Here is a 15,871-nt window from a genome sequence, read left to right on the forward strand (position 1 = left end):
GCGGACCCGCGCTTGTCATCCGAACTGCTACTCGGAAAACCAGGTCATCACCCGGGGCACCCCACCGCGGATGGAGGGTTGCCGGCCAGCGAGCCGGGGCTTGACGCTGACACTCATGACCTGGCGACGATCTTAGCGGCTCTGTCTGCGCCGCAGGAAAGCTGGTGCCGGGCCCGAACTGTGTCCGGTCGCCGAAACCCCGCTCGACCTCGGGTGACCTGCGTTACAGGACTATCCTGCTGGTCGAACGTGAACGATCAAGCATCTCCGGGGGACGCACAGTGAAAGACGCCGCCACGGCGCTGACCCGGGGTCTGACCGCCCGCCACATCCGATTCATCGCCCTCGGTTCGGCGATCGGCACCGGACTGTTCTACGGCTCGGCAGGGGCCATCGAGAAGGCCGGCCCCGCGGTCCTGCTGGCGTACCTGATCGGCGGCGCCGCGGTGTACCTCGTGTTGCGTTCGCTCGGCGAGATGGCCGTGAGCAATCCCGTGTCCGGTTCTTTCGGCGAGTACGCGGGCAAGCACCTCGGCCCGCTCGCAGGTTTCCTCACCGGCTGGACGTACACATTCGAGATGATCGTCGTGTGCCTCGCCGACGTCACCGCGTTCGGCGTCTACATGGGGTTCTGGTTCCCGGATGTGCCCCGGTGGATCTGGGTGCTGGCGATCGTGTTCTTCATCGGCGCATTGAATCTGCTCAGCGTCAAGGTGTTCGGTGAGCTGGAGTTCTGGTTCACGCTGGTGAAGGTGGCCGCGATCGTCGCGATGATCGCGGGTGGTGTCGCGATACTGATCTTCGGCTTCGGCGTGCACGAGACCTCCGAGGGCGTGAGCAACCTCTGGACCGGCGGCGGATTCTTCGCCACCGGCTTCGGCGGGTTCGTGGCCTGTTTCGCCATCGTGGTGTTCGCGTTCGGTGGCACCGAGATCATCGGCATCACCGCCGGCGAGGCGGAGGATCCGGCCCGGACGATCCCCCGCGCGGTGAACACCGTGCCGGTGCGGATCATGCTGTTCTACGTCGCCACTCTCGCGGTGATCATGGCGATCAATCCGTGGCAGAACATCGGCACCGACGGCAGTCCGTTCGTGCAGATCTTCGAGGGCCTCGGCATCGGTCCGGCTGCGTCCGTCCTCAACGTCGTCGTCATCACCGCGGCGTTGTCGGCGATCAACAGCGACATCTTCGGCGCGGGCCGGATGATGTACGGCATGGCCCAGCGCGGTCAGGCGCCGTCGGGGATGACGAAGGTCTCCCGTGCCGGCGTGCCGTGGATGACGGTGGTCGTGATGACGGTCGCGCTGCTGGTCGCAGTGGTACTCAACTACCTGATCCCGGAGAGCGTGTTCGTGGTCATCGCGTCAATCGCCACGTTCGCGACCATCTTCGTGTGGGTGATGATCCTGCTGTCGCAGTACCGGGCGCGACGCCGGATGGATGCCGCGCAGACCGCGGCGCTGGCGTTCCCGGTGCCGTGGTGGCCGTACGGGCAACTACTTGCCCTCGGGTTCCTCGGTTTCGTGATTGTCGTGCTCGCGTTCGGCTCGGACACGCGGGTGGCGCTGGTTGTCGGCGCGGTGTGGCTGGCGATCCTGACCCTCGCGTACCGACGTTTCGTCCGGCCCCGGCTTGCCGCGGAACCGGCGGCCGCGACCGCTGGTGGCCTAGGCTGGAACCCGTGAAGACTGCTGCCTGTGTGCTGCTTGCCGGAATCGTTGTGACCGCAGGCATTTCGGGGTGCAGTAGCGACAAGGTGAGCGACTCGACCGCCGCGCCCACCGGACCGGTGGTCGAGGTCGCGAACATGGCGTTCACGCCGAGCTCGATCACCGTGAACGTGGGGGAGACGGTGACGTGGAAGTTCGAGGACCGCGGCACCCCGCACGATGTGGTCGGTGTCGGCGACGCCAGGGCGGTGTTGCACAGCCCGCCGTTGCAGACCGGCACCTTCGCCTTCGCGTTCGCCGAGCCGGGTACCTACCAGTACACCTGCTCGTTCCATCCGGACATGCACGGGACGATCGTCGTGCGCTGAGTGTGTGACGTGACCGGGGCGATTCGGCGCGAAAGTTACCGGACAGTAGGATGTTCGACCCCCGGGGTACGCGTTGCGGCCCCGCGGGCTAGCAGTACGCTCGTCTTGTTTGGTGCGGAAACCCCGGGTTTGCGCGCGTTGTATATAAGTTATTGATTGAGTCGTTTGCGGTCCACCCACAAAGCGCGACCGCAAGCCGTGTGACCAGGGGAAACTTCCTAGGAGGACGCGAAGTACACATGTCCAAGATCAAGGTTGAGGGCACCGTCGTCGAACTCGACGGCGATGAGATGACACGCATTATCTGGCAGTTCATCAAGGACAAGCTGATCCATCCGTACCTCGATGTGAATCTCGAGTACTACGACCTCGGTATCGAATACCGCGACAAGACCGACGACCAGGTCACCATCGACGCCGCGAACGCCATCAAGCAGCACGGCGTCGGCGTCAAGTGCGCGACCATCACGCCGGACGAGGCCCGGGTCGAGGAATTCGGTCTGAAGAAGATGTGGCGGTCGCCCAACGGCACCATCCGCAACATCCTCGGCGGCACCATCTTCCGGGCACCGATCATCATCTCCAACGTTCCGCGACTGGTTCCGGGCTGGACCAAGCCGATCATCATCGGCCGTCACGCGTTCGGTGACCAGTACCGCGCCACCGACTTCAAGGTGCCCGGCCCCGGCAAGGTGATGATCACCTACACGCCCGAGGACGGCAGCGCCCCGATCGAGCACGAGCTGGTGAACTTCCCGGAGGGCGGCGGCGTCGTCCAGGGGCAGTACAACTTCACCAAGTCCATCGAGGACTTCGCGCGCGCCTCGCTCAACTACGGCCTGCAGCAGAACTACCCGGTGTACCTGTCCACCAAGAACACCATCCTCAAGGCGTACGACGGCGCGTTCAAGGACATCTTCCAGCACGTGTTCGAGACCGAGTTCAAGTCCGAGTTCGACGCGGCGGGCCTGACCTACGAGCACCGCCTCATCGACGACATGGTCGCCTCCGCACTCAAGTGGGAGGGTGGCTACGTCTGGGCCTGCAAGAACTACGACGGCGACGTCCAGTCGGACACCGTCGCGCAGGGCTTCGGCTCGCTCGGCCTGATGACGTCGGTGCTGCTGACCCCGGACGGACGGACCTGTGAGGCGGAGGCCGCGCACGGTACCGTCACCCGGCACTTCCGCCAGCACCAGCAGGGCAAGCCGACCTCGACGAACCCGATCGCGTCCATCTTCGCGTGGACCCGCGGTCTCGAGCACCGGGGCAAGCTGGACAACACCCCGGACGTCATCGCGTTCGCGCAGCAGCTCGAGGACGTCGTCATCAAGACCGTCGAGGGCGGCCAGATGACCAAGGACCTCGCACTGCTCGTCGGCGGCGACCAGGGCTACCTGACCACCGAGGAGTTCCTCGGCGCGCTCGACGAGAACCTGCAGAAGGCGCACGCGTCCAGGTAACACCGCACGGCTTCACCACGAGGAGGGGCGTCCCGGAGATCCGGGGCGTCCCTCTCCCTCGTCACGGGTGAGCGATCTCACCACCTCTCACTTGGAGTTTCAACGACCGGCGCGAGGAGAATCGACAGGTGGATTCGCCGACTCTCCCCGCCGTCGACCGCACGTCCGGGCGGACGCGCGGCGCTCGGCGACCCGCGATGCTCGCGCTCGCACTCGGCGGATTCGGGATCGGGACCACCGAATTCGTTGCGATGGGTCTGCTGCCCGAGATGGCGGGCAGCCTCGGAATCAGCGAACCGACCGCTGGCCATGTCATTTCCGCCTATGCGCTCGGCGTGGTCGTCGGCGCCCCCCTGATCGCGGCCGCAACAGCCCGGGTGCCGCGCCGGACTCTGCTGATCGCGCTCATGGTCGCGTTCACGATCGGCAACGCCGCCTCGGTGTTCGCGCCGTCCTACGCCGCGTTGACGGCGGCGAGATTCGTCGCGGGCCTGCCGCACGGCGCGTACTTCGGTGTTGCCGCGCTCGTCGCGGCACACCTGGCGGAACCGGGTCGGCGGGCCAAGGCCGTCTCCATGGTCATGATGGGTTTGTCGGTGGCCAATGTCGTCGGGGTGCCGGTGGCGGCATGGCTCGGTCAGACACTCGGCTGGCGCAGCGCGTTCGCGCTGGTCGCGGTCATCGGCGTGACGACCGTCGTCTCCCTGGTCGCCTGGATCCCGCCGCTCGACGCCATGCCGACGACCAATCCGGTCACCGAACTCGGCGCTCTGGGGCGGCTGCAGGTGTGGATGACGCTGATCATGGGCATGGTCGGCTTCGGCGGCATGTTCGCGGTGTACTCGTACATCAGCACCACGCTGACGGACCTGTCCGGGCTACCGCGGTCGTTCGTGCCGGTCGCGTTGATGTTGTACGGACTCGGCATGGTCGTGGGCAACTTCGTCGGCGGCCACCTCGCCGACCGCGCGTTGATGAAAGGTCTTGCCGTGTCGATGGCCGCGCTGGCGGCGATCCTGGCGCTGTTCGTCCTGGCCGTCCACAATCCGGTCACCGCGCTCGTGTTCGTCTTCCTGATCGGCGTCGCCGGGTCCGCGATGGTGCCGGCCCTGCAGACCCGGCTGATGGACGTCGCGGCCGATGCGCAGACCCTCGCTGCCTCGCTCAACCACGCGGCACTCAACATCGCCAACGCCTTCGGCGCGTGGATCGGCGGAGTCGTGATCGCCGCCGGCTTCGGGTACGCCGCACCGGCCGCGGTCGGAGCGATGCTGGCAGTCGCGGGCTTGGCCGTGTTGGCCGGCGCGGTGCTGCTGCCGCGCCGCGCGCGCTATGTCCGGGTAGAGCCGGGGGAGGCGTCCATCTGAACGCCCTCGCCGGGAGCTGTAACACGTTACTATTCCCGCACCCACCAGGCGAGGAGCGACGTTGACTTCGGCATTCCCCGTTTTCACCCGGCCGGTGTCACCGACCGAGCGGCTGTACCTGGCCATGCAGACCCTGGCGCCGCCGTTCGCGATTCAGTTGCTGGTCGAGGGGGTCGGCGCCATTGCCGAACTGGACCTCGCGGTTGCGGTCGCCGGTGCAGCGCAGGCCTGCCCGGGAGCGCGTCTCGTGCGCCGCGGCGACGACTGGGTGGACAGCGGGGTCGCGCCGCCGGTGCACGTGATCTCCGACGCGGGACTGTCCGGGGACAGCCTCGACGACCATCCGCTGCTCACTCGCCCACTCGATCCCGTCGATGGCCCGACGTGTGAGGTCCTGCTGCTGCCCGGGTCCCCGAATACCGTCGTGTTCAGGGCATTTCACGGCGTCATGGACGGCAAGGGCGTGCACCTGTGGGCGACCGAGGTGTTCCGGCTGCTGCGGGGGGAGCGTCCGGTCGGCGCCCGTGAGGCCGTCGCCGACCACACGCTCGTCGAGCGACTCGGTGGCGGTGGCAAGCCCACGGTGATGATTCCGAGGTCCCGGTCGCCGCTGGGGCGGACTAAATCGGTGTCCGGCGAACCCGAATTCCTGTGGCGCAGACGCACGGTCGGGTCGACCTCGCCCGCGGCGGTGGCGCGGATCGCCGAGGTGATCACCGCGGCGGTCGGCGGTCGGACCCGCATCATGGTTCCCGTCGACCTGCGCAGGCACGACCGTGACCTGCGGTCGACCGCCAACCTGTCGCTGCCGCTGTTCCTCGACTCGGTGCCGGGCGACGGGTGGCAGCGCATCCACGCCGGGCTGCTGCGCGGGATGGTGGAATCACGCGAGCTCGCCGAGATGAACAACGGCGGGCTGCAGAGGATGCCGACCGCCGCTGCCCGCGCGATCATCCGGGCCGGCATGTTCCTCGGCGCCCGCACCGGCAACAACCTGGTCTCGGCCATCGTGTCCCACACGGGGACGACCGATCTCGGTGAACTGAGCTGCCGCGGGTTCGCGGCGACCCGGGTCAGTGGGCTGCCCGTGCACACCGGCATGGTGCCGCTGACGATCGCGGTGATGGAGGCGGGGGGCAGCACAGAGCTCGGTGTGTCCTGCCGCAACGGCGCGGGCGTGGAGCCGCGTCTCGACTGGCTGCTCGACCGGATCGAGGCGGCGCTGGGCGCGACGAGAGTCGTTGCCGCACCGGTCGATCCGCAGGCCGACCGGACCCTCACCGGCCTCTTCCGCGACCACGTCCGGTCGGCGCCCGAGGCGCCCGCTGTTCTCGGTCCCGAGGGCGAGTTGAGCTACGCCGCCCTCGACGCGTGGTCCGACGCGATCGCCGGCGAACTGCGCGGGCGCGGGGTGCGACGCGGTGACGTGGTGGCCATCCTGGCCCGCCGGACCTTCGCCGCCGTCGCGGGCCAGATCGGGATCCTCAAGTCCGGAGCGGCCTTCCTGGCGCTCGACCCCCACCACCCCGACGAGCGCATCCGCGGCATCGTGGACGAGGCCGGCGTGGGGTGCGTCCTCACCGAACGCGAGTTCGCCGCGCGCGCCGGGCTCGGCGCGGTGGCAGCGGCAGTCCTCGAGGACATCCCGGTCCGGACCGGCGACGGGGAGGGTGCCGGAACCGATCTCGCGGAGCCCGGCGACGTGGCGTACGTGACCTACACCTCGGGGTCCACCGGCAGGCCGAAGGGCGTCCAGGTCGAGCACCGCGGCATCGTCAACCTGCTCCGCGCGGGCGCCGAACTGTACCGGCTCGGTCCGGAGACCCGATTCGCGTACTACCACACCCAGGCCGCCGACATGGCTTGCGCGGCCCTGCTTCTCCCGCTCACCAGCGGCGGCGCGGTGGTGCTCGTCCCAGGCGAGGTCAACCACCTCACGCTGACCGAGATCTTCGAAGGTTCCACGGTGAACACGGTCATGGTGACGCCGAGCCTGCTCGAGGTGGTGGTCCGGCTCGGACTCGAACCGGCAGCGATGCGCGCGGTGAGCATCGGGGGCGAGGCCCTGCACGAGCCGCTGGCCGCCGAGGCTCGTGCACTGTTCGGACCGGAGTGCAGGGTGCTCAACAGCTACGGCCCCGCAGAGATGTCGATCGTCTGCGCGGCGCACCGGATCGAGGCCGTCGACGGGAGCGGAGCGGCGCCGGTGCCTATCGGTCGGCCCACCGCCGGCACCACGGTTCACGTCCTCGACGCGGCCCGACGGCCGGTACTCGCGGGCGAGATCGGAGAACTGTACTTCGGCGGTCCACAGGTCGGGCGCGGGTACCTGAACCGACCGGACCTGACCGCGCAGCGATTCGTGACCCTTCCCGACGGCGAACGCGTATACCGCACCGGCGATCTCGGTCGGATCCTGCCCGGCGGCGAGCTGGAGTTCTCCGGTCGTGTCGACAGTCAGGTCAAGATCAGGGGGAACCGGGTGGAACCGGGGGAGGTCCAGTCGCGACTCGCGGCTCATCCTGCCGTCGCCCGAGCGGCAGTGGTCGCCGTCCGCCGCGCGGAGCGCGGCGACAATGTGCTCGTCGCGTACCTCGTCGCGTCCGCAGGCGAATCAGTACCGGAGGTGAGCACGCTGCGGGACCACCTGTCCCGATCCCTGCCGACGTACATGATTCCCGCCGAGTTCCACGTCGTCGCGGACATCCCGTTGACCTCCAACGGCAAACTCGACAGCGCGTCCCTCGGCACCGCGCGTGCGGACACCCCGACGGCGGTGCTGCCCGCCGACGACATCGCCGAGATCTGGGCCTGTGTCCTGCGGGTCGACGCCTCGACACTCGACGACGCGGCGGACTTCTTCGAACTCGGTGGCGATTCACTGGCGGCGGTGGAGATGCTCTCGCAGGTCTCGCGGCGGGTCGTCGGTCCGGGCAACGACGTCGGGTTCGTCGCCGACCTCGAGGACCTCGTGCATCGGTTGACGCTCGGCCGGGTCCGGCAGGCGGCGCACCGTGCCCGCGTGCCCGCGCACCGGTGATCAGCCCACCACGCGCACTTCGAACGAGCCACCGCGCTCACCCAACCGCCATGGCCGCATCGGCCTGCCGACCCAGAGAGACCACGATGACAAAGTCTCGGTTCGAATCGATAGGTACCTACCTGCCCAGCACGGTCCTGAGTACGAAGGAGTTGGTCGGCAGGCTCGCCACCGCGCCCCCCTTCGACCTCGAGGCCATCACCGGTGTCGTGGACCGGCGCGTCTCCGACACCCGAGCGGAGAGCTACGAGGACTCGTTCACGTTGGCGCTCAACGCGGCCCGGGACGCGCTGAGCCGGTCCCGCTACCGAGCCGACGAGATCGACGTGATCATCTCGACCTCGATCTCGCGCAGCAAGAACCGTGACACCATGTACCTCGAGCCGTCCTTCGCCTCGATGCTCGCGAAGGAACTGGGCGTCCGGGGCGGGGGCTCCGCTCCGATCACGTTCGACCTGTCCAACGCCTGCGCGGGCATGCTCAGCGGCGTCTACGTGCTGGACCGGATGATCCGATCGGGGGCGGTGCGCACCGGAATCGTGGTCAGCGGCGAGCACATCACCCCGATCTCGGAGACCGCGGTCTCCGAGATCTCGGAGAAGTACGACCTGCAGTTCGCGTCGCTGTCGGTGGGGGATTCGGGCGCGGCGGTGGTGCTGGACCGTGCCGTCGACGAGGACGACAAGATCGACTACATCGAGCTGATGACCGCCTCCGAGTACTCGAACCTGTGCCTGGGCATGCCGAGCGAGCAGACCCCCGGGATCGCCCTGTACACCGACAACCGCAGGATGCACAACGAGTCGCGCTTCCTGCTGTGGACGAACGCGCAGAAGGAGTTCCTCGCGGCGCGCGGGCGTACCTTCGCCGACGAGGACTTCGACTTCGTCATCCACCACCAGTTCGGTGCCTCGGCGGTATTGATGCTGAACGCGTTGGGGGAGCGAGAGTTCGAGACGCCGATGCCGCCGCCTCTCAATGTCGTCGAGAAGTACGGAAACACCTCGAGCACGTCCCACTTCGTCGTCCTGCACGACCACCTGAAGGACAAGGCGGTGCCGAGAGGGTCGAAGATCCTGATGGTCCCGGCTGCCTCCGGCATCGTCACCGGCTACGTGTCCGCCACGATTTCTTCCCTGGAGGTCTGACTCGTCATGGGTATCGCCATCAAGTCCACCGGCGTGAGCGTTCCCGCCGTGACGACCAGCGTCATCGAGCACTCGGCCCGCGCGGCGCGGGCCGCGATGGCCACCGCGGGCATCGAGGCGCAACAGGTCGGCGTGCTGGTCAACACCGGCATATACCGAGACTCGAACCTGTTCGAGCCGTCCATCGCGGCACTGATCCAGCGCGAGGCGGGCATCGGGCTCGAGTACCCGGAAGGCGTCGCGCGGTCGTTCTCCTTCGACCTGATGAACGGCGCCTGCGGTGTGCTCAATGCGGTGCAGGTTGCGACCGCACTCCTCGAAACCGACAGTGCCGAGCATGTTCTCGTGGTGTCCGGCGACACGCATCCGTCGCTGCAGCGGCGCCGGCCGTCCGCGGACTTCCCGTTCGTGACCGCGGGCGCGGCACTGTTGCTCGCGAAGACCGACGGCCCTGAGGGCTTCGGCCCGGTCGCGGTCGCGGAGTCCGACGGGTCGCCCGCCACCGAGGGTTTCGCGGACATGTCGACGATGGGCGTGCACGGCCGTTCCCTCGTCCACGTGGTGCGCGAGGAGGGTTTCGAGCACCGCCTGCTCGACGTGGCGACCTCTGCCGCGCTCGAGGCGCTGGAAGCGGACGCGGATCCGCGTCGGACCGCGTTGATCTGCTCGCGGCCCACGGACGGGTTCGGTTCGCTGCTCGCCGCGCGGCTCGGGTTGCCCGGCGACTCGGTGATCGGCAGCGGGCCGGTACAGGGCGACGCTCACACGGCGGCGCTCACCGTGGCGTACCACCATGCCGCCGAGACCTCGTTGCTCGCCGGCTACGACCAGGTCCTGTTCGTCGCCGCGGGCGCGGGTCCGAGCGCCGCCGCCGTCGTCTACCGGTTGGCGCCGGGGAAGTGACGACGGCAGCACCGCGCGCGCACTGCGGTTCCGTCGCGAGGCTCCGTGCGATCGCGGCCGAGCATCCGGGGCGCGAGGCAGTGATCCACGCGGACGGCGGAACCGACTCGGGTACACCGCGATACGCACGACTGACGTATCGCGAACTCGACGACTGGTCGGACCTGCTGGCGCAGCGTTTCGAGGCCTGCGGGATCGGACGCGGCATGCGCACGCTGCTGCTGGTGACGCCCGGTCCGGAGTTCTACGCGATCATGTTCGGCCTGCTCAAGGTGTCCGCCGTGCCGGTGGTGATCGATCCGGGGATGGGTCTGCGGCCGATGCTGCGGTGCCTGAAATCGGTGGCGCCGCAGGCGTTCGTGGGGATCTCGAAGGCGCACCTGCTGCGACTGGCGTTCCGCCGCACCTTCGCCACGGCGCGCGTGAGGGTGACGGTCGGCCGCCGGGCCTGGGGCGGGCACAGCCTGCGGTCGTGGGGGCGCACCCCGGATCGTCCGGTCGCGCCGACGCCCGCTGCGCCCGACGACGAGGTGATGATGATCGCCTTCACCACCGGTAGCACCGGCCCGGCGAAGGCCGTCAACCTCACGCACGGAAACCTCGCCGCCATGCTCGAGCAGGTCGACGAGGCGCGGGACCGCATTCCGCCGGGCACCTCGCTGATCACCCTGCCGATCTTCGGGGTGCTGGACCTGATGCTGGGGTCGCGGTGTGTGCTGCCGCCGATCAGGCCGGGCCGGGTCGGCGAGGTCGACCCGGCCCACGTGGTCGACGCGATCGACCGGTTCGAGGTGCGGACCCTGTTCGCGTCGCCCGCAGTGCTGGTGCCACTGGTGCGGTACGGCCGCGCGCACGGCGTCACGCTGTCGTCGGTGCGGTCGGTGTTCTCCGGCGGAGCGCCGGTGCCGCACGACGCCATCGCCGGCCTGCGGGAGATGCTGCCCGACGACGGTCAGGTGTCCGCAGGGTACGGCTCGACCGAGGCGTTGCCGATGTCGGCGATCGAATCTCGCGAGCTGCTCGGTGAATTCGTCGATCGCGCGCACGCGGGCGCCGGGACCTGCCTCGGCCGCCCGGCACACGGGGTGCACGCCCGGATCATCGCGATCACCGACGACGCCGTCCCGGACCGTGCCGCCGAGCGCGCCGCGGCTGCGGGCGGTATCGGCGAGATCGTGGTCGCCGGACCGAACGTGAGCACGAGCTACCACTGGCCGGTCGAGGCGAACGCGCTCGGGAAGATCCGCGACGGGGACCGGATCTGGCACCGCACCGGCGATCTCGGCTGGATCGACGAGGCGGGCCGGATCTGGTTCTGCGGACGCAAGAGTCAGCGGGTGCAGACGGCGGACGGACCGTTGTTCACGGTGCAGTGCGAACAGATCTTCAACGCTGTGCCCGACGTGGCGCGCACAGCTCTGGTCGGCGTCGGCAGTGTCGCCGACCGACGCCCCGTGCTGTGCGTCGAACTGCAGCCGGGCGTCGGCTCCGGCCAGCGGCCGCGGATCGAGGCGAAGTTGCGCGAGCTGGGCGCCCAGAGCCACGTCACCGCGCGCATCGAGCACTTCCTGTTCCACCCGGGATTCCCGGTGGACATTCGGCACAACGCGAAGATCGGGCGCGAGAAGTTGTCGGTGTGGGCGCAGCGACAGTTGGCGAAGGAGAGCAGATGACAGGCACGCGGGTGGTGGCACTGCGGGCGATACCGGTGCTGGGTTGGATGTTCCTGGCGGTCGGCCTGATTCGGCCGTTCCGGGGTCGGACGCTTCGCGCGCTGTGGTGGACCGACGTCGCACTGAGTGTCGGCGCGCACGCCGCGCAGGTCCCCATGGCACTCGAACACGGCCGCCGACTGGGGCATTCGGACGGCAGGATCGTCGCGATGACGATGCTGCTCGGCGCGACCTGGTGGAGGACGCAGCGTTGACGGGCGTGACACGGTGAGGGCATTGGTGACCGGTGCGAGCGGGTTCCTCGGCGGGGCACTGACGCGGCGCCTGCTCTCCGGCGGCGACATGGAGGTCTCGGTGCTGGTGCGCCGCACCAGCGACCTGCGCGACCTCGGCGACACGTCCCGTCTGACACTCGTCTACGGCGACCTCGCCGATCGGGAGTCGCTGCGGGCGGCGACCCGCGGCGTGGACGTGGTGTTCCACAGCGCCGCGCGGGTCGACGAGCGTGGTGTGCGTGAACAGTTCTGGGTCGAGAACGTGCAGGCGACGGTCGACCTGCTCGACGCGGCCCGGCGCAGCGGGGCGTCGCGATTCGTGTTCGTCTCCAGCCCGAGCGCGCTGATGGAGTACGACGGGGGCGACCAGATCGACGTCGACGAGTCGCTGCCGTACCCCGTGCGGTACCTGAACCTGTACTCCGAGACGAAGGCGGCCGCCGAGCGGCGGGTGCTCGCGGCGAACGGTCGGGACCTGACGACCTGCGCGCTGCGCCCGCGCGCGATCTGGGGCGCGGGAGACCGGTCCGGCCCGATCGTCCGGTTGCTGGCCAAGGCGTCGAGGGGCGCACTGCCGGACCTGTCCGGCGGGCGTGCGGTGTACACGTCGCTGTGTCACGTCGACAACATCGTCGACGCGTGCGTGCGGGCCGCGGCCGCGGACTCGGAGCGGGTCGGCGGCCGCGCGTACTACGTCGCCGACGCGGAGCGGACCGACGTGTGGCAGTTCGTCGGGGAGGTCTCGCGGCTGTTCGGCTTCGATCCGCCGAGCCGGCGGCCGAACCCCCGGGTGCTCGCCGCGGTGGTGGGCGTCACCGAGGCGATCTGGCGGATGCCGTGGGTCGCGACCAGGTGGTCGCCGCCCCTGTCGCGGTACGTGATCGCGCTGCTCACCCGCAGCGCGACCTTCGACATCGGCGCCGCCGAGCGCGACTTCGGCTATCGGCCGATCGTCAGCCGGGACGCCGGACTGAAGGAGTTCCAGGACTGGGTGGACGAGCAGGGCGGCGTCGCGGCACTGGCCAGGCCGTTGCGCTAGCGGAGGTTTGTCGGGCCGGTCGGTTACGGTTTCTTCCCGTGCCGCACATCATCACCACCGTCAATGTCAACGGGGTCCGCGCCGCCGCCAAGAAGGGGCTGCTCGAGTGGATCGACGCCACCGAGGCCGACGTGATCTGCCTGCAGGAGACCCGCGCCGACGACAAGCAGTTGCGGGCCACGCTCGCGCCCGCCCTCGACGCGGGCTGGCATGTCGCCTCGGCCGAGCCGTCCGCGAAGGGACGCAACGGCGTTGCCGTGCTCTCGCGCCGGCCCGCGGACGCGGTCCGCGTCGGTCACGGCGACGACGAGTTCGCCGAGGCGGGCCGGTACCTCGAGGCGGACTTCGACGAGTTGACCGTCGCGAGCCTGTACCTGCCGTCGGGCGAGGTCGGGACCGAGCGGCAGGACGAGAAGGAGCGCTTCCTCGACTCGTTCGGCCGGCACCTCGAGGCGACCGCTGCGGACGCGCTGGCCGCCGACCGGCACGTCGTGGTGTGCGGCGACTGGAACATCGCGCACACCGAACTGGACCTGAAGAACCACAAGGGCAACGTCAAGAACTCCGGCTTCCTGCCGTCCGAGCGGGAGTGGATGGGTTCGGTGTTCGGCGAGTTCGGCTGGGTGGACGTGGTGCGCGGGCTGCACCCGGACCTGCCCGGGCCGTACAGCTGGTGGTCGTACCGCGGCAAGGCGTTCGACAACGACTCCGGCTGGCGCATCGACTACCAGGTCGCCACCCCGGCGCTCGCCGAGCGGGCGAAGGAGGCGGTGACCGAGCGCGCCGCGTCCTACGACCAGCGCTGGTCCGACCACGCGCCGGTGACGGTGCAGTACCGGTGAGCCGGCTCGGGACGCGGTCGCGCGTCGTCGTCGGGGTGCTGCTGGCCGTCCTCGTGGTGGTCGCGGCCTTCGTCTTCACCGGCCGCGACGGGGACTCCTCATCGGATTCGTTTACGGTGTCGGAGTCGCTCGTCGAGACGTCGAGCCAGGCGCAAGCATTCCAGCCGTCGCCAACACCCAAGCGCATCGTGGTCCTTCCCGACGGCTCGGTGACCGAAACGCAGGCGCCGCCTCAGACCGCCGGACCGCGTGGCGTGGTTCCGGCGGCGGTCACCGCCGCCGCCGTCGCCACCCTGGCCAAGATCGACGCCGGCACCTGGCCGGACTCGGCGAACGCGCCGGGCACCAAGGGCGGCGACACCTGGCAGAACCGGGAGGGCAGGTTGCCGCGGACGGACTCGGCGGGGAAGTCGATCGCCTACCGGGAATGGGACGTGAACCCGAAGATCCGCGGCGAGACCCGCGATGCGGAGAGGATCATCACCGGTAGCGACGGATCGGCCTGGTACACCGCCGACCACTACACGAGTTTCGCGAGGATGCGCTGATGGTCACGCTCACCGAGTTCGTCACCGACCCGACCCTGCCGCCTGCCGGGGTGCTGCCCGATATCACCCGCAGCGCGGACAACGCGGCGTTGGCGCTGACCCGCGCAGGGTGGACGGTCCGGCTGGTGCGCGGTCCGAAGATGGCGACCGTGGCCGCGGTCTTCGACGAGTTCGCGGCCGCGTTGCAGTTCCCGTACTACTTCGGGGCCAACAAGGACGCCTTCGACGAGTGCCTGCGCGACTGCCCGGACTGGCTCGGGGACTCGCGCGGGTTGGTAGTGGTGGTCCGCGACGCCGACGCGCTGCTCGCCTCCGCACCCGCCGAACTGGCCTGGTTTGCCGACGCCCTCGACGACGCCGACGTCCGGCTGATCCTGCAGGCGGAGCCGGGTGCGGCCGCCGATCTGGCGCGACGCTGGCCGGGCACCCGCGGCGGTCCGGCGCACCTGGAGGCATGAAAGGATCGGACCCATGTCGAGTTCCGAATCGTCTGCACCTGGTTCCGCACCGTCCGCACCCGCCGCCCGGCACCGGGTGCTCTCCGGCATCCAGCCGACCGCGGACTCGTTCCACCTCGGCAACTACCTCGGCGCGCTGGCCCAGTGGGTGCCGCTGCAGGACGAGTTCGACGCCTTCTACTTCATCCCCGACCTGCACGCGATCACCGTCCCGCAGGACCCCAAGGAACTGCGCCGGCGCACCAAGGTGGCCGCGGCGCAGTTGCTGGCGCTGGGCATCGACCCGGCGAAGTCCACCCTGTTCGTGCAGAGCCAGGTGCCCGAGCACGCGCAGCTCGCGTGGGTGCTCAACTGCATCACCGGATTCGGCGAGGCCAGCCGGATGACGCAGTTCAAGGACAAGTCGGCCAAGCAGGGCACCGAGGCCGCGACCGTCGGACTGTTTACCTACCCCGTGCTGATGGCGGCCGACATCCTGCTCTACCGGCCGCAGCGGGTGCCGGTCGGCGAGGACCAGCGTCAGCACCTCGAGATGGCGCGAGATCTGGCGCAGCGGTTCAACTCCCGCTTCGGCAAGTCGTTCGTCATCCCGGAGGCGCAGATGATCAAGGGCACCTCCAAGATCTACGACCTGCAGGACCCGACGTCGAAGATGAGCAAGTCCGCGGCGTCGGAGGCCGGACTGATCAACCTGCTCGACGACCCGAAGGTCTCGGCGAAGCGCATCAAATCCGCGGTCACCGACAACGAGCGTGAGATCCGTTTCGACCGGGAGGCCAAGCCCGGCGTCAGCAACCTGCTCACCATCCAGTCGGCACTGTCCGGGCGCAGCGTCGACGACCTCGTGCGGGGCTACGAGGGCAAGGGCTACGGCGACCTCAAGTCCGACACCGCGGACGTGCTGGTCGACTTCGTGACCCCGCTCAAGGCGAAGGTCGACGGCTACCTCGCTGATCCGGCCGAGCTGGACCGGATCCTGGAGGCGGGGGCGGAGCGCGCCCGCGAGGTGTCCTCCCGGACGCTGGCCACCGTGTATGACAAGGTGGGATTCCTTCCCCAGAAGGCATGACGCAG

General features: G+C 69.2%; 14 protein-coding genes and 1 riboswitch. All 14 genes read left to right on the plus strand.

What is annotated here, in order from left to right:
* Positions 1 to 3: 3 nt before the first annotated feature.
* A riboswitch (SAM riboswitch) is annotated at positions 4 to 121 on the minus strand.
* Between the two features lie 160 nt (positions 122 to 281).
* A complete protein-coding gene (locus tag FK531_RS19010) occupies positions 282 to 1,688 on the plus strand; it encodes an amino acid permease (protein WP_142102161.1) in 1,407 nt (468 codons plus the stop codon).
* 71 nt (positions 1,689 to 1,759) lie between these two features.
* Positions 1,760 to 2,041 (plus strand): cupredoxin domain-containing protein, encoded by a 282-nt coding sequence (locus tag FK531_RS19015; protein ID WP_246098268.1) that lies wholly within the window; start codon positions 1,760 to 1,762, stop codon positions 2,039 to 2,041.
* A gap of 239 nt (positions 2,042 to 2,280) precedes the next feature.
* Positions 2,281 to 3,504: an NADP-dependent isocitrate dehydrogenase gene (locus FK531_RS19020; protein WP_142102165.1), complete on the plus strand. Its 1,224-nt coding sequence runs from the start codon at positions 2,281 to 2,283 to the stop codon at positions 3,502 to 3,504.
* Positions 3,505 to 3,701: 197 nt separating this feature from the next.
* Complete coding sequence (locus tag FK531_RS19025; protein ID WP_142102438.1) at positions 3,702 to 4,871, plus strand: MFS transporter; 1,170 nt, start codon at positions 3,702 to 3,704, stop codon at positions 4,869 to 4,871.
* Positions 4,872 to 4,932: 61 nt separating this feature from the next.
* Entirely contained in the window at positions 4,933 to 7,911 is a 2,979-nt protein-coding gene (locus tag FK531_RS19030; protein WP_142102167.1) for a non-ribosomal peptide synthetase, read from the plus strand.
* Between the two features lie 86 nt (positions 7,912 to 7,997).
* Positions 7,998 to 9,059 carry a 3-oxoacyl-ACP synthase III family protein gene (locus tag FK531_RS19035; RefSeq protein ID WP_142102169.1) on the plus strand — a complete coding sequence of 354 codons (1,062 nt, stop codon included), beginning with the start codon at positions 7,998 to 8,000 and terminating at the stop codon, positions 9,057 to 9,059.
* 6 nt (positions 9,060 to 9,065) lie between these two features.
* Positions 9,066 to 9,962, plus strand: coding sequence for a beta-ketoacyl-[acyl-carrier-protein] synthase family protein (locus tag FK531_RS19040; RefSeq protein WP_142102171.1), 897 nt, complete (start codon positions 9,066 to 9,068; stop codon positions 9,960 to 9,962).
* A complete protein-coding gene (locus tag FK531_RS19045; RefSeq protein ID WP_142102173.1) occupies positions 9,959 to 11,635 on the plus strand; it encodes a fatty acid CoA ligase family protein in 1,677 nt (558 codons plus the stop codon). The genes FK531_RS19040 and FK531_RS19045 overlap by 4 nt, the downstream gene beginning before the upstream one ends.
* Positions 11,632 to 11,889, plus strand: a complete 258-nt coding sequence (locus FK531_RS19050; RefSeq protein ID WP_142102175.1) for a hypothetical protein — start codon at positions 11,632 to 11,634, stop codon at positions 11,887 to 11,889. The genes FK531_RS19045 and FK531_RS19050 overlap by 4 nt, the downstream gene beginning before the upstream one ends.
* A 25-nt stretch (positions 11,890 to 11,914) precedes the next feature.
* Positions 11,915 to 12,949, plus strand: coding sequence for an NAD-dependent epimerase/dehydratase family protein (locus tag FK531_RS19055; protein WP_246098269.1), 1,035 nt, complete (start codon positions 11,915 to 11,917; stop codon positions 12,947 to 12,949).
* Positions 12,950 to 12,987: 38 nt separating this feature from the next.
* Positions 12,988 to 13,791 carry an exodeoxyribonuclease III gene (locus FK531_RS19060; protein ID WP_142102177.1) on the plus strand — a complete coding sequence of 268 codons (804 nt, stop codon included), beginning with the start codon at positions 12,988 to 12,990 and terminating at the stop codon, positions 13,789 to 13,791.
* A complete protein-coding gene (locus FK531_RS19065; RefSeq protein WP_246098270.1) occupies positions 13,788 to 14,339 on the plus strand; it encodes a guanyl-specific ribonuclease in 552 nt (183 codons plus the stop codon). Before FK531_RS19060 ends, FK531_RS19065 begins: the two co-directional genes overlap by 4 nt.
* On the plus strand, positions 14,339 to 14,797 hold the full coding sequence (locus FK531_RS19070) for a barstar family protein (RefSeq protein ID WP_142102178.1): 459 nt from the start codon (positions 14,339 to 14,341) through the stop codon (positions 14,795 to 14,797). Before FK531_RS19065 ends, FK531_RS19070 begins: the two co-directional genes overlap by 1 nt.
* A 13-nt stretch (positions 14,798 to 14,810) precedes the next feature.
* Positions 14,811 to 15,866 carry a tryptophan--tRNA ligase gene (gene trpS / locus FK531_RS19075; protein ID WP_142102179.1) on the plus strand — a complete coding sequence of 352 codons (1,056 nt, stop codon included), beginning with the start codon at positions 14,811 to 14,813 and terminating at the stop codon, positions 15,864 to 15,866.
* Positions 15,867 to 15,871: the final 5 nt, after the last annotated feature.

It is taken from the genome of Rhodococcus spelaei, from assembly GCF_006704125.1.
GTDB classification, from domain to species: Bacteria; Actinomycetota; Actinomycetes; order Mycobacteriales; family Mycobacteriaceae; genus Rhodococcus_G; species Rhodococcus_G spelaei.

Coding starts and splice junctions, on each gene's coding strand:
- FK531_RS19050 (WP_142102175.1), top strand. CDS start 11,632: ATGACAGGCACGCGGGTGGTGGCACTGCGGGCGATACCGGTGCTGGGT.
- FK531_RS19035 (WP_142102169.1), top strand. CDS start 7,998: ATGACAAAGTCTCGGTTCGAATCGATAGGTACCTACCTGCCCAGCACG.
- FK531_RS19040 (WP_142102171.1), top strand. CDS start 9,066: ATGGGTATCGCCATCAAGTCCACCGGCGTGAGCGTTCCCGCCGTGACG.
- FK531_RS19070 (WP_142102178.1), top strand. CDS start 14,339: ATGGTCACGCTCACCGAGTTCGTCACCGACCCGACCCTGCCGCCTGCC.
- FK531_RS19020 (WP_142102165.1), top strand. CDS start 2,281: ATGTCCAAGATCAAGGTTGAGGGCACCGTCGTCGAACTCGACGGCGAT.
- FK531_RS19025 (WP_142102438.1), top strand. CDS start 3,702: ATGCTCGCGCTCGCACTCGGCGGATTCGGGATCGGGACCACCGAATTC.
- trpS (WP_142102179.1), top strand. CDS start 14,811: ATGTCGAGTTCCGAATCGTCTGCACCTGGTTCCGCACCGTCCGCACCC.